This window comes from Blastopirellula sp. SH421, assembly GCF_057808535.1.
Genome location: NZ_CM173712.1, coordinates 6,140,490 through 6,157,250 on the forward strand (window position 1 = coordinate 6,140,490; position 16,761 = coordinate 6,157,250).

The 16,761-nt window shown below is 55.6% G+C and carries 15 protein-coding genes and 1 riboswitch; of the genes, 2 read left to right on the forward strand and 13 right to left on the reverse strand.

The window, feature by feature from the left end:
- Positions 1-10 precede the first annotated feature (10 nt).
- Both SH421x_RS24940 and SH421x_RS24945 read right to left on the reverse strand, forming a co-directional pair.
- On the reverse strand, positions 11-1,153 hold the full coding sequence (locus SH421x_RS24940) for an LptF/LptG family permease (protein ID WP_488852733.1): 1,143 nt from the start codon (positions 1,151-1,153) through the stop codon (positions 11-13).
- A gap of 11 nt (positions 1,154-1,164) precedes the next feature.
- The gene (locus SH421x_RS24945) at positions 1,165-2,046 is read right to left on the reverse strand and encodes a phosphatase PAP2 family protein (RefSeq protein ID WP_488852734.1); all 882 of its coding nucleotides are present in this window, start codon (positions 2,044-2,046) and stop codon (positions 1,165-1,167) included.
- A 346-nt stretch (positions 2,047-2,392) separates the two neighbouring features.
- Between SH421x_RS24945 and SH421x_RS24950 the strand changes: the two genes are divergently transcribed.
- Positions 2,393-3,589, forward strand: coding sequence for a Gfo/Idh/MocA family protein (locus SH421x_RS24950; protein WP_488852735.1), 1,197 nt, complete (start codon positions 2,393-2,395; stop codon positions 3,587-3,589).
- An 80-nt stretch (positions 3,590-3,669) separates the two neighbouring features.
- Here SH421x_RS24950 and SH421x_RS24955 read toward each other — a convergent pair whose 3' ends face one another.
- The 5 genes from SH421x_RS24955 to SH421x_RS24975 form a co-directional block, all read right to left on the reverse strand.
- Entirely contained in the window at positions 3,670-4,785 is a 1,116-nt protein-coding gene (locus SH421x_RS24955; RefSeq protein WP_488852736.1) for an alpha/beta hydrolase, read from the reverse strand.
- A 271-nt stretch (positions 4,786-5,056) separates the two neighbouring features.
- Positions 5,057-6,346: a DUF1552 domain-containing protein gene (locus tag SH421x_RS24960; protein ID WP_488852737.1), complete on the reverse strand. Its 1,290-nt coding sequence runs from the start codon at positions 6,344-6,346 to the stop codon at positions 5,057-5,059.
- Between the two features lie 33 nt (positions 6,347-6,379).
- A complete protein-coding gene (locus SH421x_RS24965; RefSeq protein ID WP_488852738.1) occupies positions 6,380-8,755 on the reverse strand; it encodes a DUF1592 domain-containing protein in 2,376 nt (791 codons plus the stop codon).
- Between the two features lie 683 nt (positions 8,756-9,438).
- Positions 9,439-10,215, reverse strand: coding sequence for an amidohydrolase family protein (locus SH421x_RS24970; RefSeq protein ID WP_488852739.1), 777 nt, complete (start codon positions 10,213-10,215; stop codon positions 9,439-9,441).
- A gap of 35 nt (positions 10,216-10,250) precedes the next feature.
- A complete protein-coding gene (locus SH421x_RS24975; RefSeq protein WP_488852740.1) occupies positions 10,251-11,150 on the reverse strand; it encodes an amidohydrolase family protein in 900 nt (299 codons plus the stop codon).
- A gap of 277 nt (positions 11,151-11,427) precedes the next feature.
- Between SH421x_RS24975 and pgi the strand changes: the two genes are divergently transcribed.
- A complete protein-coding gene (pgi, locus tag SH421x_RS24980) occupies positions 11,428-13,062 on the forward strand; it encodes a glucose-6-phosphate isomerase (protein WP_488852741.1) in 1,635 nt (544 codons plus the stop codon).
- 9 nt (positions 13,063-13,071) lie between these two features.
- Here pgi and SH421x_RS24985 read toward each other — a convergent pair whose 3' ends face one another.
- From SH421x_RS24985 to SH421x_RS25010, 6 genes are all read right to left on the reverse strand, one after another.
- On the reverse strand, positions 13,072-13,581 hold the full coding sequence (locus tag SH421x_RS24985) for a DUF6960 family protein (protein WP_488852742.1): 510 nt from the start codon (positions 13,579-13,581) through the stop codon (positions 13,072-13,074).
- Between the two features lie 138 nt (positions 13,582-13,719).
- Positions 13,720-14,268 (reverse strand): hypothetical protein, encoded by a 549-nt coding sequence (locus SH421x_RS24990; protein ID WP_488852743.1) that lies wholly within the window; start codon positions 14,266-14,268, stop codon positions 13,720-13,722.
- Between the two features lie 174 nt (positions 14,269-14,442).
- Complete coding sequence (locus SH421x_RS24995) at positions 14,443-15,060, reverse strand: hypothetical protein (RefSeq protein ID WP_488852744.1); 618 nt, start codon at positions 15,058-15,060, stop codon at positions 14,443-14,445.
- A 43-nt stretch (positions 15,061-15,103) separates the two neighbouring features.
- Entirely contained in the window at positions 15,104-15,298 is a 195-nt protein-coding gene (locus tag SH421x_RS25000; protein ID WP_488852745.1) for a CPXCG motif-containing cysteine-rich protein, read from the reverse strand.
- Positions 15,299-15,334: 36 nt separating this feature from the next.
- Positions 15,335-15,655: a DMT family transporter gene (locus tag SH421x_RS25005; protein WP_488852746.1), complete on the reverse strand. Its 321-nt coding sequence runs from the start codon at positions 15,653-15,655 to the stop codon at positions 15,335-15,337.
- 18 nt (positions 15,656-15,673) lie between these two features.
- Positions 15,674-15,736, reverse strand: a riboswitch (guanidine-III (ykkC-III) riboswitch).
- A gap of 62 nt (positions 15,737-15,798) precedes the next feature.
- Positions 15,799-16,680, reverse strand: coding sequence for a uracil-DNA glycosylase (locus SH421x_RS25010; RefSeq protein WP_488852747.1), 882 nt, complete (start codon positions 16,678-16,680; stop codon positions 15,799-15,801).
- Positions 16,681-16,761 lie beyond the last annotated feature (81 nt).

Below are 16,761 nucleotides of genomic sequence, written 5' to 3' on the forward strand. Positions count from 1 at the left end.
AAAAAATCGCTCAGTTGCGGTTTAATTTCCACAGTAATAATCCGCCGATGCCTAACAGCACCACATCAGCTAACCAAACAGAATACGGGGCCAGCACTCCATCGCGGGCCATCGTTTCGCCGGTCACTAACAGCGGATAGTAAATCCCTAAAATTGGGAGAAAGCAGAGGAAGAATGTCGAGACGTTGTCGCTGGTGCGCCGCCACATCGCCACCGGAATACCAACGCTGGCAAAGCAAAAACAGCCGAGACCGTTCGATAAGCGACGTTGTTTTTCGGCCTGCAATCGCCACAGGCGTTTTTGATGACCTGCGGCGGCGCTGGCGATCGCTTCGGGATCTCCCCCCATGTGCAGCGCGTTTAACGTGTCGTCCAGTAACTGCATCTCGCGAGCTATTTGCCCGGGGATATGCCGCAGAGTCAACGCGGCCGGTGATGCAGTGTTCAAATCTTGATCGAGAGTTCCCAGTTGGGTGATCTGTTGGACAAATGGCTCGACCTGCGTAAAACTAGTGCCGTCGCCTGATTCGATATAGCTGTTGCGACAGACGACCTGCAACGCTCCGGTTTCGGGGTTCGACTCCAGCTCCGCTTCTTCGGCGGTGAGCGTTACTTCTGGGCCGCCGTTGGGCGTTTGAACCGTAATGAATGGTTCGATCAGGCGACGACCATCGACCGCTTTTACACGCACCGAGAAGCCCTGCATGCTGAAGGACTTTTGCGTCCGCAGCATGCTATACGCGGTATCGTCCAGCGATTGAATGATGATCCGGTGCATATTGGGCCGCGACCAACCGGCGCAGACGTCATACAGCCCAAACGTGACGAAGCTCAACAAGTAAGTCGCAACCAAGACCGGCAGGATGATTTCGATCGGATTGATGCCGGCCGATTTCAGAGCCACGATCTCGTTAGAAGCCGACATCCGGCCAAAGACAGTGCAGATCGCAAACAACAAACAGCCAGGGATCGTAAACCGAAGCATCTCCGGCACGAAGTACGGCATCATCCCTAGGATGATGCCGGGAGGCAGACCTTTTTTCAGACCTTCATTCAAGCCCCCTCCGACCACCATCAAGAGAACGGTGGCCAGCAGGCAGAGAAAGAAGATCTTGAAGACCTCCCACACGACGTAGGTTTGGATCGTCCTCATATTTGTGCGGGCTACGCCGCTTGTGCTTCCGGTTGCAGGCCCTGAGCAGCCGCTTCGGATGCGGCCGTGATCTCGTCTAGCTTGTTCGATGGCTGGAGGTTTGATGACTGAAGCTGGGACGCTTCGGTCCGCCAGAGGCCAAGACCAAGGTACAAAGCAAGGCCGGAAAAATAGACAATTCCGCAGGTCCAGACAATATCACTGAGGAAATGCGCTCCGACCGCGATCCGAAAAAAACCGATTACCGTCCCATACGCCAATCCCACGATTACCCACAAGGCGGCGATCCAAGGCTTACGCCGCCAGTAAAAAAATGCTGGCGCCATCCAGACAAAGCCCATTGACGCATGACCGCTGGGAAACGAATTGCCATGCGCGGCTGACAGTTGCCAGGGGCCAACGTAGTGTGCATTGTCAGCACAGTTGCTACTAAATATGGCCAATTGATTGGGGCGAGGACGACTGATCGCCGGTTTGATCACTCCGTTCACCAGCAGCAACGGACCTACGAGCAATACGCATAGCAAAAACGCTGCTGCAGCCTTTCGTTCGGCAATTTTTTTCGACCAGCGAGCGACCACCAACACGAGAATCGCCCCAATTCCCAGGACAATACCGGGAAGTGGACTGGCCGAGTAACACAGATCTTCCACAAACCACCGATCTCCCTGCCAACCAGAGCGTTCGCCCAAAAAGAAAGGGCGAGAGCATCGGAGGTCGATCGGCAGCAGATAGCAGAAGGCCGTAAACGCGAGCAGCATCCCTAACGGAACCAGAAACATCCAGCGCTCACGCCAGAACGCCTCGCGCAGGGTTTGCGGAGCGCCCGAGTTTGAATCGGCGAATGCGAACGGCAGCGTCTCTTTATGCTGACTGGTTTCGATTCTTGACATGCGCCCCCGGCTGGTGCTAGCAGTGATAGCAAACCAATTACTTTGGGTAGTTCCTCGTTTATCTTCTCGGCTGGCTGGGGAATCGGAGTTAATTGTTTTGTCAGCTATAGATTGTGAAAATGTGAAACTTCACTAGGCGATTCTCCTGCTTAGATAGCAAAGAATCGCCTGCTTGCACTCTTTATTCTCTATCGTTACCAAACTATCGGTTTTAAAGCCATCCAGAAATCTGATCCGACTGCCGGAATGACAGCAGCCTTCCGATCTGATAAAACACGCAGTTTACGAGGCCTATCGCCGCCTACACTCCACATGTCCCCCAACTTGTAAGCGAAGGAAATCACGCATGGCAACCAACGGAGATCTCAACCGCAAGCTGCGCATGGCCTTGGTCGGCGGCGGCTCTGGCTCGTTTATTGGTCGCGTCCATGCAACGGCGGCGGTTCTCGACAATCGTGCCGCACTAGTTGCAGGAGCGCTCAGCTCCAATCCTGCCAAAGCCAAAGCCTCGGCGCCTGATTATGACATTCCCGAAGCTCGGGCTTACGGCAGCGTCACCGAAATGCTCGAAAAAGAGAATGCGCTGCCGCCGGATCAACGAATTGACTTTGTTTCGGTCGCGACGCCCAACTTCACCCACTTTGAAATCGCCAAAGCGGCGGTAGAAGCGGGTTTCAATGTCATGTGCGACAAGCCGATGACGTTTGACTTGGCCCAAGCCGAGGAACTGCTGAAAGTGGTCGAAGGCTCGAACGCGGTCTTCGCCGTCACGCACAACTACACCGGCTATCCGCTTGTGCGTCAGGCTCGACAGATGATCCAAGAGGGCGAGTTGGGCGAGATCAATGCGATTCGCGTTCAGTACATCCAAGGTTGGCTCCGCTCAAAGCTAGAAGATAGTGATCAAAAACAGGCCGCTTGGCGAACCGATCCCACGAAGAGCGGCGCCGCTGGTTGCTTTGGCGACATCGCAACGCACGCGTACAACCTGGGACGCTACATGACAGGCTTGCTGCCGGAGCAGATCAGCTGCCACCTAAAGACGTTTGTCGAAGGGCGCGCCCTGGATGATTACGGCACCGCGATCATCAAGTTTGAAAATGGAGCCTTAGGAACGGTCACCGCTTCGCAAATCAGTCATGGACGCGAAAACGATGTCATGATCGAAATCGACGGCACCAAAGGCTCGCTTCAATGGCGGCAAGAAAACCCGAATGAAATGATGGTTCGCGCCAACGGCCAGCCGCACAAAATTTATACTCGCGATCCCAACGCGCCCTACATGAACGAACTTGGCGCCGCAGCCTGTCGTCTGCCGAGCGGCCATCCTGAAGCATTCTTTGAAGCATTCGCCAACGTCTATCGCGCCACCTACGATGCGATGTCAGCACGAGCTTTGGGGCAGTCGTTCGAGAAGAAGAACACGATCTATCCAAACATTTATGACGGCGTCGAAGGGATGTATTTCATCCAACAGTCAGTCGCCAGCAGCCAACAAGATGGCGCCTGGCTGCCGCTAAAGCATCCGGCTGCTCGTCGATAGACGAACGCTGTTATCAAAAAAAAGCCGCACTTATTGAGTGCGGCTTTTTTTGTGTGCGATCTCCTAGTGATAATGGCGAACTACTCGCCAAAATGCTGCTGCAAGAAGCTAAGCGTCTTGTTGTTGGACCAGGCGTGACCACCGTCAAAGAAATCGGCGTCCACGTTTTGCGGAACCCCGAGCACGCCATACACCTGCTTGAGTTTGCCCAGACCGTTGCGCGCCCCATCGATCGGAAAGATCGGATCATCGATTCCATTAATCAATAGCACCGGACGGGGAGCGAACAACGCGACGACGTCCGCCATTTCTCCATGCCGCATCACGCCGGGCAGGCAGTTGCAAATGCAATGATGGATCGAGTAGATCGAAGTGCGGTACTCGGAAAAGGCGCCGGCAATCATCGCCAGCTTGATTCGCTCATCCAAGATCGGCAGATACATCGACAAGGTGCCGCCGCCAGAGAGTCCGCAGACTCCGATTTTATCGGGATTAACTTCCTCGCGAGTTTGCAAAAAGTCGACTACCCGCATCGCATCCCAACAGCGAATTCCTTGCGGCGTCATCCCCAGCAGAAGCGCGTTCATGCTCATTTCATGGCAGCTGCGCAGATGACCGGGCGAATAGCCAAAATCTTGCCGTCCGCAGGTCTCGTTCCAACCGCGGACCACCATCGCCGCTGTCACATAACCATGTTCGGCCATGTAGATGGCGTAATCGAGGGCGTGCTCATCGGTCTTCTTTTTTTGTTTCGGCGTTTCTTTCAGACGAAGATAGGGATCAATACCGCTGTGCCCATGAAGACAAATGATTGCCGGAACCTTCTGCTGAAGCTGGTGCGGCACAAAGTAATAGACCGGGGCCCAATAGGCCGACTCGGTGCGGATGTAGATCTTGTAGCGCGTAAACTTGTCGAACTTCACTTCTTCCGCCCACTCGACTTCCATTGGCACATGCTCGGGCATTTTGCCTAACAAGCCGACAATCGTCGGGTGCATCTGCTTTCGCCAAGCCGCATGCTCTGCCGCCGTGCTGGCGTTCCAGGCCAAATCAGGCTCCACCGTGTCGGCAAGCTTTTGCATGCTTTGGGTGACGTTGTTGCCTGCTTTCGAGCGGGTCGACTCTTCGGCGAAAGTCAAAGACGGAATCAAGAGCAAAAAGAGCGAGGCAATCGACGGCATTCGGCGGTCAGGCATAGGTGGGATCTCGTATACGTAGCAAGTGGGCAGGTAACGTCGAAGGCGCCGGTGAGCGGTCTGGCCGCATCTTCCGAATCAGACTGACGTTAACATGCCCCAAGAAAGCAAGCCATGCGTAATTGCGCAATTCTCTTTCGCATCTGCGCACTCAAGACGAGTGAGAGCACAGCTATCCACGATGCAACTATAGAAGTAGCTGCAGAGCAGGGGAGCGCGCACAAAAAAGGCGCAGCAAGAGAAAACCTACTGCGCCAGTGTAGAAACAAAATTAGCTCTCTAGTCCGGTCATCGTACCGGTGCTGGTCGCAAATTGGTCGATCTCTAGGCCGGTCTTTTGCAGCATCGAGAGATAGAGGTTCGGTAGCGGGTAGTTGTTCTTTTGGTCGAACGCCAAATGCTGGCCGTGACGGAATCCGCCGCCAGCAAATAGTACTGGCATGTTGCGATTGTCGTGATTCGACGCATTGCCCAAGTTGCTGGTCATTAAGACCGACGTGTTGTCGAGCAAGCTGCCGCCATCTTCTTCAGTCTTATCGAGACCGCGAAGGAAGTCGCCCCAGGCGCGAACAATCGCCGCTTCGACTAGCGCCAATTGCGCCAGCTTTTCTTCGTCTCGGCCGTGATGGCTGAGCGCGTGATAGCCTTCGTCGACTCCTTCGATCGGCACGACGCCACCGGAACCGCCGAGGTGATACGAGACGAAGCGTGTCGAATCGGTCGATAGCGCCAAACGAATCATATCGCTCATCAAACGCTGCCGCCCGATAAAGTCGTTGGGATTCGAGATGTCAATCGGTTTCGAGATGTCGACTTTCGGTTTCGGTCGATGCGCCCATTCTTCGGCTTCGACCATCCGTTTTTCTAGCTCGCGGACACTGGTGAAGTAGGCGTCGAGCCGATCCTTGTCGCCGGCGCCCAGCTCGCGCTGCAACGCTCGTGCGTCCTCGGCGACCAGATCCATAATGCTCTGCCCCTGTCGAGCACGATGGACCTGTTTCTTCTGATCGGCCGGCGAGTCGGTAACAAACAACTGCATGAAGAGCTTCGCCGGCGAGCTTTCGGCCGGAATCATCGAGCCGTTTTCGGTGTACGACGGACTATTGCTACCGGCTGAGCTAAGAACCAACGAGGGGAATCGAGTTTGATTACCCAAGTGTTTCGCGAGCAACTGATCGACCGAGATTGTTGTCCGCGATTGTGCGCCGCTCCCCATCGGCGTGGCGCTCAATAGACTGGCTTCAGCGCGATGTCCGCCGGAGACGCCGGGATGCGAAACGCCAGACACGACCGTATAGCGATCACGGATATCTTCTAATTGCTTGAGGTACAACGGCGTTTCGTAGTCGCGTCCGGCCGTGGTCGGAAAGAGGTTCTCAGAATGCAATCCCAAGCCTAGCGTCATCGCCACAAAACGTTTGGGCGCGGCCGGCTTGTCACTGCCGGCAAAGGCTTGGCTCATGGCGCTCAGCCACGGCATCGACATGGCGATTCCGGCGCTGCGCAGTACGGTTCGGCGGCTCAGTTTTTTACCGAAGTTGAAATGAACCTGACCTGACATAAGTCACCGTCTTTCTCTAACTGAAAATGAAAATTACTTGCTTAAGAACAACCGGCTGGTGACGACCGCTTCCACGATCGAACGCAACCCGTAATCTTCCGCCGCCGTCTCATCCACAATCGCTTCGACCGCATCACGATCAGCGAATGCGATCGGAGCACCGGTTCCATAAACCAGCAGCTTCTCCGCGACGCAGCCCGCCAACTTGCGAGGCTTACTAGCCGTCAGCTTCTGAAAGCCAACGATATTCTTGAACTCGCCGCCGTCCGCCAATACATGACTTGCGTCAATCAGCGGACCTGTTTTCTTCTTGGGACCCGCGTACTGCACATATCGGTCCCGCCACTGACCGGCGGGGTCAAAGTTTTCCAGCGCGAAGCCCGGCGGATCAATTTTCACATGACAGCTGGCGCAGTCTCCTTGCGACTGATGTTTCGCAAGTTGCTCGCGAATTGTCGTCGCGCCCCGAATATCAGGCTCGACCGCCGGCACATTGGTCGGCGGAGGTGGAACCGCATCGCCCAGGATTCGCTCCAACATCCAAACTCCCCGCAGCACCGGCGAGGTATTGGAGCCGTTAGCGGTCACTTTGAGGATGGCGCCTTGCGTGATCAGGCCGCCGCGATGACTCTCTGGTGAAAGCGACACGCGACGCAGCTCATCCCCTGTGACTCCGTCGATTTTGTAGAACCGAGCCAGCCGACTGTTTAAGAACGTAAAATCGGCGTCAATCAAGTTGTCGACACTCAGGTTCTCTTGCAGCATCCTCTCCAGAAATGTCTCGGTCTCTGCGAGCATCGCTTGTTGGACAATTGGATCAAACGCGGGATAAAGCTTGCGATCTGGCGTCGTGAAATCGATCTGATCCAGGTCGAGCCATTCGGCGGCAAAATCATGGACAAACTGACGGCCACTCTCGCCGCTCAGCAAACGAACCGCTTCGGCTTGCAACGTTTTTTGATCGTGCAATTTGCCGGCGTCAGCGAGTTGTCGCAGTTGCTGGTCGGGGGTGCTGCCGGTCAGCAAATAGCTGAGCCGCGTCGCGATTGCATGGTCGTCTAGCGGGCCGGGCGCTTCCGAGAAGTAAAGGAATCGCGGCGAGCAAAGCAACGCCCGATACCCCATTCGCAGCGAACCGACAAAGTCGTCGCCGGTCTCGATCGCTGCTTGAACTTGCTCAACATAGGGAGCAATCTCGGCGGCCGTGGTTGGACGACGAAAGGCCCGCTGAGCGAAAGCCAGCATCAGCCGAGCGGCATCCTCGCGCGGCGACTTGCTAACAACGTGATACGGTTTTCGCTTGTCTTTGTCGGGTTTCGTCTGCAGATCTCCCAGCAGCAGATTGTGGACATGCTGGTCGTCGCCGTTCAGGTGAATTCGCTCCATCGTGATCCGATCGAAAGCGATCCCCGGAACGTCTTGCGGCTCTCCTTCTCCCACACCCACTTGGCCTCCGGCAAAACGTCCCTTTTTCAATGAACCATCGCCGGGACGAATCTCAAGCATGTGCCCTTTGGGGAGCCAAGCCTGAAACTCAATCGTCTTGGGTTTTTCAAGCGCCTCGAAGGTGGTGACGTTCTGCAGCAACGGTGCAGTCGAAACGCAAAGACCGGTGCTGACGGTCGACCAGACGCCTCCGGTCTTAGGCAGCTTCAAGCCAGAGACCGTCACCTGAAAACGATACCAGCCATCCTCGCGAGCCGTTGTCGCCGGAATGCGTCCGTAGTAGATCAAGCCAGATGACCAGATCACCGCTTTGCCGTTACGCATTTCTGGTTCGCGACAACGCCGTTTGGGATTGGTCCGACACAAGCCTTGTGCGTCAAAATCACGCACGTCCTCGTCTGCCGGTGAAAGCGCGCGGCGAAAGGCTTCATCCAGCGCCACATCGACCGCTTGCAGATGAGCGGCCAATTGAAAATGCGACATTGACTGACCATCCGCAACCGTCGTAAAACCATTGGGGCGCGACTCTTCCGGCAGATAATCGGTTAACGGAATATCAATCCCCAGCAGATCGTGCAGCGAGCGCTCGACTTGCAAACGGGTCAAACGGCGCGCTTGCACGCGGCCAGATTTTTCATGCTGCGAAAGTTGCTGCTGACGGAGGTGAGTCCGGGTCGCAGCGAGAAACTTCTGCTTCTCGTCGGCGTCGGCCTCGCCATATTCGGTCGGCGGCATTTCGTCCGATTCGACTCGGTCAAAGATCCGTACCCAACGATCTTGCACATCGTCATCACTCAAGTCGAAGGTGAGCTGCTCAAGATCGAGCCCCCCTTCCGACGCCGCTCCTTGATGGCAGTCCAAACAGTTGGTCGCGACAAACTGACGGATCGCCTCGGGTGTCTTTGGCGGAGTTGGCTTAGCAGCCGAACCGGTGGTTGCTAGCGTCAGATTTAGGCACAGCACGACCGCCAATCGTGGCAATGAAGACCCGAATCTGCGCATATCGGCTGTAATAAAATTATAACGCACCATGGCGTAGGAGTGCCGTAAGGTAGGAACTTGGCTGAGGTTACAGCAAATTGGCGGGGTGGGGTAGCGCGACCACAATCGACCACGCTATCCCTTCATCATAACAAGATTGTCAGCCAAAGCGAGAGATTTTGCGCTACCAACGATCGAGAAAACACGTTCTTCACCTACCAGAAGGCGGACAAGCGGCCTCTATGGATTTAAATGTCGAAATCCGAATGACAAACTTCGCATTCGTGCTCCGTCATTCATTCGGCAGCTTGCAAACACCCGGGTGGTCCGAGCAGTTCGTACAGAACTGTTTGGATTGCTTCAGCAACAAGATGCCAGCGCCATGCGGCAGCAAACCCAACCCCCAGTCGACGCAAATTCGTAGCCCATCGTCAGGAAACAAACTTCGCCGATCGTTCTCCCCTTTGTCGCCTTTCGCTCTCGCGAAAGTAGCGTCAAGCCAGACTCCCCATTGCGATACACGCAAAATTGCCGAACACCTCAGGACCTGCTACACCGCCGAGCGCTGACTCTCGCAGCGCCAATCTAACGGCTCTCGTCAATTGCGGTGTGGGCACGGCGGCGGAAGACGCTACTTTCGCAGGAGCGAAAGGCGACACTGGGGTTTAGCTGATCCACCCTTTGGCCCGCGCGATCGGCTGCATCAACCGATCAAAGTTGTCATACAATATGAGCTGCTTTTGCTCGTCCGGCAGATCGGCGCCCAGCACTTTGCCCAGCTGTGACGAGAAACTGCGTCCCGGCGCATCACTGCCATAAATGACTCGCTCGGCGCCCAGTAGGCGAACCCCGGTCTCAACAACACCTGAGGTCGGATAGAACCCGCCGATGCCGATCGAGACATTGGGCGCCGCAGTGATCGCGCGAATCCCAACTTCCCAGTCGCCGCCAGAATGGCCGCAGATGAATGGGTAATCGGGATAGCGTTTCGCCAGTTCGACCACATCTTGCGGCGTCGACTCATTGGGTAAATTGCCGGTCACTTTCAGCCAAGTGTGCTGAAAGATGACCGCTTGCAGATCGATCGCTTTCTCAAAGACGGGCGCGTATTGGGGCTTGCTGCAAACGCCGCTGAAGCCGCCGAGCTTGAGTCCGACCATGGGACCGTCACCGACCCATTTTTGCAGCAGACCCACGCTCTCCGACGTCTTCTGCAAATCGCACCAGACAAATCCGTACAAGCGATCGTAGTACCGCTCTAGCACGCGAACGATCTCATCATCCGAGAACGGGCCGAGCGGCTTGCCGACTTCCAAAAACAGACAGAGCTTGCTGATCCCGACGCGCCCGGCGATTTGCAGCAACTGCTCGGCCTGCTCCATCAAGCTGGCGCCGGTCAATTGCGGCGATGGCAGATGGCAGTGCATGTCCCATATTTTCATCGATCAAAACCAAATCGCGAGAGAGTGTATGTGCGTTAGGCAGGCAACAACGTCCGCGCCGTACCAAAGCGAATCGCTTGATCTTGCTGCGGCGACAATACCGACTCGGCCAGCTTGAGCCGCGCCGCGTCAAAATAAAACATTGGCGAGTACGACCCAAACAGCAAATGCTCGGCTGTGGATATCTCCAACAGCTTCGTGATCCCTTCGCTTGTTTCCAATTGGGCAATATCGCAATAGACATTGGGAAGGTTCAACAGATCGGCTTGGGCTTTCCCGGCGACACTGTTCACCCCGTTCAGCAGCACCAGCCGCAAACCATCAATCGCCGCGACCAGTTCTGGCAGCGGCGACAAGTCGACCGTCGCGACGCGCATCTGCGGATGTTGCGTCCGCGGGTCTTCTAGCCACGCACACAACTGCACAATCAAGTTGAGTTCAGCGGCCTGTTTCAACAGTTCCTGAAAGCTGGGCTCTTGCAGGTCATAGCCGTGGTAGCTGGGATGAAGCCGAATCCCCGGCATGCGGTATTGCTCGGCACACAGACGTAGCTCGTCGCGCCACTGCGGCAGCAGCGGATTGATAGAGCCAAACGGAATCAACAGTCCGTCGCCATGCTTAGCACAGGATTCTGACAGCCGCCGATTTACCGCGCTGATGTCTTTATGAAAGACGCCGTCAAAGCTGCCGGTCCAGGCCTGGGTAATCCCCTTGCTCCGCAGCATCGACGTCAACGCGTCTGGCGTGTCATAGCGCAAGCGACGGAAGGGCCAGCGGGAGAGATAGACGTTGACGTCGACCCAGGGAGAGATGTTTGCCTGCGGCTGCTGTGCCTGAAGTTGCTGTGAGCCTGAGAGTAGACCAGCGGTGGAGATTCCGGCTGCCGAGAGGGCCAGAAAATCGCGACGGGCTACTTGGGCGGAAGTCTTGGACATCGCAAGCTCGAAAGGGAAATGAAGGAATCGGTCGAAACGCAGTTGCTGTTGCTAGCTTACCGCGAATTTTCTTCATGATACATCGAAATATCAAAATCCAGAAAAGGTCCCCTCCGTCTGAATGGGAAGAACTCGCCGGGCAAGATGATTTTCTGCTTGCCCGCTACGTCCACTGCGGCTGGAACGTTAAACTACTAGCCTGTCGAGTCGGGTCCTTTGGGGGGCCGGCTAGTTAGAAAACATCGAGTTCGCTCGCCACCTTCGGGAGATACGTATTATGACGACAGCGCCATCCTTGCCCCAAACCGCCGCTTGGCAGGCACTTCAGTCACATTACGATCAGTTGGCTGACGTCCAGCTTCGCGAACTATTCGCGACCGAAGCGGATCGCGGCGAAAAGCTTTCGCTCGACGCTGCCGGCATCTATCTCGACTACTCCAAGAACCGCGTCACCGCCGAGACGATGTCGCTGCTGGTCCAATTGGCCGAAGCGTCTGGCCTGCGCGAGCGGATCGATGCGATGTTCCGCGGCGATAAGATTAACGTCACCGAAGATCGCGCCGTGTTGCATACCGCGCTGCGTGCTCCGCAGGGAGCGACGATCGACGTCGATGGTGAGAACGTGGTGCCGGCCGTCCATGCGGTGCTCGACAAGATGGCTGCGTTCGCCGCCAAGATTCGCGGCGGCGATTGGCGCGGCTACACCGGTAAGCCGATCAAGAACATCGTCAACGTCGGGATCGGCGGTTCTGATCTGGGGCCGGCGATGGCTTACGACGCGTTGCGGCATTACAGCGATCGCAATCTGACGTTCAAGTTCGTTTCGAACATTGACGGTACCGACATGGCCGAGGCGCTGCATGACCTCGACCCGACCGAAACATTGTTCATCATCGCGTCCAAGACGTTCACCACGCAGGAGACGCTGACCAACGCGCACACCGCGCGACTCTGGTGTCTGGAAACGCTGAAAGATGACGCCGCGATCGCCAAGCACTTTGTGGCGCTCTCGACCAATGAAAAAGAAGTCGCCAAGTTTGGGATCGATACGGCCAATATGTTTGAGTTTTGGGATTGGGTCGGGGGACGCTATTCCTTTGACTCGGCAATTGGTCTGTCGCTAATGATCGCGGTGGGCGGCGATCACTTCCGCGAAATGCTGGCCGGCTTTCACGAGATGGACGAGCATTTCCGCACCGCGCCGCTCGCCCAAAACTTGCCGGTTTTGATGGCGCTGTTGAACCTGTGGTACAACAACTTTTTTGGCGCCGAAACGCAAGCGGTCCTGCCGTACGATCACTACCTCGGCAAGTTCAGCATGTACTTGCAGCAGCTGGATATGGAGAGCAACGGCAAGCGGGTTACCCTGGACGGCACACCGGTCGACTATCAAACCGGGCCAATCGTCTGGGGAACCCCCGGCACGAACGGGCAGCATGCCTATTACCAGCTGATCCATCAGGGGACAAAGCTGATCCCGTGCGACTTTATCGGCTTTTGCCAATCACTGAACCCGCTGGGCGATCATCACGACAAGTTGATGGCCAACTTCTTCGCCCAGCCCGAGGCGCTCGCGTTTGGCAAAACAGCGGCCGAGGTCAAAGCGGATGGAGTCGCCGACTTCCAGATTTCGCACCGCACATTCCCCGGCAATCGCCCGACCAATACGCTGCTAATCGACAAACTGACGCCGGCGGCACTTGGCAAATTGATCGCGCTATACGAGCACAAGGTCTTCACACTCGGGACGATTTGGCGAATCAACTCGTTTGACCAATGGGGCGTCGAACTGGGCAAGGTATTGGCCAGTCGGATCGTGCCTGAGCTAACTTCAAAATCCGATCCGAAGCTTGAGCACGACAGTTCGACCAACGCGCTGATTACCCGCTATCGCAGCCTAAAGCGTAAATAGTCGCTGCAGCTAGGACGGGCCAGCTTCGCCCGGCGGGTTCCATTGAGTGAACTCGTCGGTTTCACGGAGTCCGCCATCCTTGATGTACGGCTCTAGTGCGTCGGCCAGATAGGGAGTACGACTTTTCATCGCGCCGCGGATCAAATAATACTGCGGCGCGTTGTGGTATTGGCTGTATCGAATTGCGTAGATGCGACCGACTTCGGTTTGATCCCCTTCAAACGCCAGCTTCATTTTGACCAATTGGCCAATCTCAAACACCGGCTGTGGAGCTTCTTCCATCAGGGCCGGTCGTACGCGAATTTTTCGCGGACCATATGCAAGCTCGTAGTACCCGTCCGCTTGCAGCTCGCGACGAAAGATCCGATCGCTGGGGATCATTCCGGCCGCCATGGCTCGATCCTCGGGATGGATCCAGTCGTCACCATCTTGCGGCCAGCGCGAGAGCATCACGTAGGTAATGCCCGGCTTGAGCGGCAGCGACTCGGAGTATTGCGTGTCGCGTTGCGGGTTGGTCATGATTCCGGCTTAGAAGAGAGGGATGTGATTGTCGGCAGTTATTTTACCTGGGGCTGACTGCTCCAACTTATTCGTCAGCAGCCGGGTTTCATTTTAAGAAAAACCAATGTGTTTGGCGAACCGCCGAGAAGAAAACGGTTATTCGAGCCCGTCGATACGGATTCCTCGATCTTGCGCCAAATGCAAGAAATAGGCGGCGGCTGGCGCCTGAACCATGCTATCTACCTGAATTTTGCATGGCTCACGTGACTTGCAATGACAGACCATGTAGTTGTCGTAGCTGGTACGTCCGCGCCGTCCGCGACGCGTTTCTGTTACGAACTCGATATGGTCGATGTCGTTCATCATCACTTCATGATGGGTCATGCCCATAAAACCTTGCGAGGACTCGAAGTGCTCAGAATCGGCAATCGCTTTTTCAAATAGCGTCGCTGGCGCCATGTAGAGCGCACCGACCGCGCCGAAAACGATCATCGCAAATCCGACACGCGCCCAGATCTGCGTCATGAACCAACCACCGATCGCGAGCGCGATCCCACCAAAAAAGTAGCCGATCGCTTCGAAGGGGCTTTTCGATGCTGAAAACACGCCTTCATCCGTGAGATTTTCGTTGACTCCACACCCCACACAGACCGCCAGCAGCGAGGCGGCCAAGACCAGTGAATTCCACTTTGCAGAACCGAGCATTGCAGTCTCCCGAGAAGAGCAAGTTGAGCAGAGAAAAGCTGCGTCTCAGCGACCAGGGGGAGGTCGCCGGACCACACGTCGGGGCCGATTGTACCCACCTCTGCAAGGGCATGCCAATAAATTTTGGCCACTATTTGGATCGGCAAAGTGAACTCCGACCCTCTCCGCAAATGGTCAGTTTTCTTTTGCTCGATTGTCCAGGATTGGAATCCCCTTTTCCCGCGCGTATTCTAAGAATTTGTCGCCCGACTCTTTGGCGAAGTTGTAGTACCGAAATTCTACTTCTTCACCGTCGTGGCGAACGCACAGGATATAAGCCAAAGTACCGCCCTTGCGGCTGGTCAAATGGATCTCGCTGATCTCGTCATAGCGGATCTCCACTCCATTTGCTTCGGTGGTTTGAAATACCAGTCGATAATGCTGGTCATTCACTTCCGCACGGGAGAAGATCAAGCTAACTGCAGTGGGTATCGAAACAAGCGTAAGTAGTATTAAGCTCAGCTTGATTCGTTCCCAAAGTTGCGATTTTTTCCATTTTGCCTCCTCTTCGAGCTCCTCTGCAGTTAATTCTTTCGCCTCTTCTTCTCGGTGACCACTTTTCAGAAGCATACTTCCCCAGATGACTCCCCAAAAGAAACAACCAATCAAAGGAAAGATGGTAAGGAAGAAAATGCCCTCTTTATAATGATCCGTATCTCCCCGAACCCAGTGCGTTGCGCCGCAATCCGTCGTAGAAAACAGAAGCATATAGATCGGCACAAGTCGAAAATGCGCTAGTAAAGTTGTAAACACCCCCGAAACTCTCTACTGGTTAGATTCGTGCGAGTCTTTACGCCTAGTCGTAATCTTGTTCCGGCTCTGCCCAAACTTGAGCATTGCCCTCTTCGTCCACTTCGACATGGATCACGCTTGGTCGGCAGCAGACGGGACAATCTTCGACATAGGTTTGCGTATGGCCTTCTGACAGATCGATCGGCACGACGATCTCTTCACCGCAGGCATCGCAGACGTAGCTTGCATCTTCTTGCATGATTGCTCCCTAGGTCGAGAGGAGTGCTAAAGCCGCTTAATGACCAGAGGTCAATTTTAACCCGATGATCGACGCAACTAACAGCAGGAGGAAAAACCCCCGAGCAACCGTCAAGCTTTCGCCAAACAGCCAGACGCCCAGCAGCGCCGCCCCGCTGGCTCCGATCCCAACCCAGATTGCATAGGCTGAACCAATCGGAATTGTGCGGGCTGCGACCGAAAGTAGAAACATGCTGGCCACAATCGCAATCGCGGTTAGCAGACTAGGAAGCGGTTTGGTGAAACCCTCCGTATATTTCAGGCCGATCGCCCAACCGATTTCTAACAGGCCAGCGACGATCAAAATCACCCACGCCATGAGACGCTCCTTTGAATAAGGGCGTCGTCTTTACATAACCGGGTACGGCGCGTCTCGTCCGGGGCAGGATGCCAGCAGCAAATTGTGAGATTTGACAATCGTAGTCGGAATCTCGCTCGCGGCAAGTCGGATTGACCGCGGTCCTATTTGGCCTGGGGCAGTTGGATGCCCATATCGCGAAGCATCATTTTCATGTCTTCCCACACATCGCGCTTGGCCGCCGGATTGCGGAGCAGGTAAGCGGGATGATAGGTCGCAATCACTTTGGCGCCCCCGTAGTCATGAAACTTGCCCCGCAGTTTGCCGATTGCGGTTTCGGTCTTCAGCAAGTTTTTCGCGGCGAATGTACCGAGACAAACGATGTAGTCGGGCTGAATGATCGCCAGCTGCTGCTCAAAATAAGGCATACAGTTGGCGTTTTCTTCCTCGGTGGGATTGCGATTCCCAGGCGGGCGACACTTCAGCGTGTTCAAGATATATACATCTTCCCGCCGAAACGTACAGGCCTCGATGATCTGCGTCAGCAACTTGCCGGCGCGACCGACAAACGGCTCGCCTTGCTGGTCTTCGTCGGCGCCTGGGGCTTCACCAAAGAAACAGATCCTTGCATTTGGGTTGCCGACTCCAAACACCGTTTGCGTCCGTGAACAAGCGAGTTCTTCGCACAGCACGCACTTGGCGACCTCGGCCGCCAAGACGTCTAGCTGCTGTTGTCGCCCGTCGCCCTTATCCGCAGGAACTGACGCCGCAGTCGGTTTCACAGCGGTTGGCTGAACCCCAGGCGACACTGGAGTAGACGCTTTCGACGGCGCTACCGAAGTAGCGGCAGGCTCGCTCACGGGGGGCTGCACTGGTTGGGGAGGTGTTGCGATAGCAGCTTCTGCCGCAAGTGCAGAGGCGCGCAGCAGTTCTTCCGACACATCCAGGCTGCGGCCCAGTGGCGCGATCTCGACGCCAGCGGATTGCCAATCGCGCATTTGCTGGAGCAATGCACGGCGGAGATGAGCTTGCGGATCGTCGGACATGCCGAATCATCTGTAAAGGTCGGAAGAATGAAATGCGTTAGTAATCGATTATCGGTAATTTAAGCCTTGCGAGAAGACGCC

Coding starts and splice junctions, on each gene's coding strand:
- pgi (WP_488852741.1), top strand. CDS start 11,428: ATGACGACAGCGCCATCCTTGCCCCAAACCGCCGCTTGGCAGGCACTT.
- SH421x_RS24955 (WP_488852736.1), bottom strand. CDS start 4,785: ATGCCTGACCGCCGAATGCCGTCGATTGCCTCGCTCTTTTTGCTCTTG.
- SH421x_RS25005 (WP_488852746.1), bottom strand. CDS start 15,655: ATGGCGTGGGTGATTTTGATCGTCGCTGGCCTGTTAGAAATCGGTTGG.
- SH421x_RS24940 (WP_488852733.1), bottom strand. CDS start 1,153: ATGAGGACGATCCAAACCTACGTCGTGTGGGAGGTCTTCAAGATCTTC.
- SH421x_RS24970 (WP_488852739.1), bottom strand. CDS start 10,215: ATGAAAATATGGGACATGCACTGCCATCTGCCATCGCCGCAATTGACC.
- SH421x_RS24990 (WP_488852743.1), bottom strand. CDS start 14,268: ATGCTCGGTTCTGCAAAGTGGAATTCACTGGTCTTGGCCGCCTCGCTG.
- SH421x_RS24985 (WP_488852742.1), bottom strand. CDS start 13,581: ATGACCAACCCGCAACGCGACACGCAATACTCCGAGTCGCTGCCGCTC.
- SH421x_RS25010 (WP_488852747.1), bottom strand. CDS start 16,680: ATGTCCGACGATCCGCAAGCTCATCTCCGCCGTGCATTGCTCCAGCAA.
- SH421x_RS24960 (WP_488852737.1), bottom strand. CDS start 6,346: ATGTCAGGTCAGGTTCATTTCAACTTCGGTAAAAAACTGAGCCGCCGA.
- SH421x_RS24975 (WP_488852740.1), bottom strand. CDS start 11,150: ATGTCCAAGACTTCCGCCCAAGTAGCCCGTCGCGATTTTCTGGCCCTC.
- SH421x_RS24950 (WP_488852735.1), top strand. CDS start 2,393: ATGGCAACCAACGGAGATCTCAACCGCAAGCTGCGCATGGCCTTGGTC.
- SH421x_RS24945 (WP_488852734.1), bottom strand. CDS start 2,046: ATGTCAAGAATCGAAACCAGTCAGCATAAAGAGACGCTGCCGTTCGCA.
- SH421x_RS25000 (WP_488852745.1), bottom strand. CDS start 15,298: ATGCAAGAAGATGCAAGCTACGTCTGCGATGCCTGCGGTGAAGAGATC.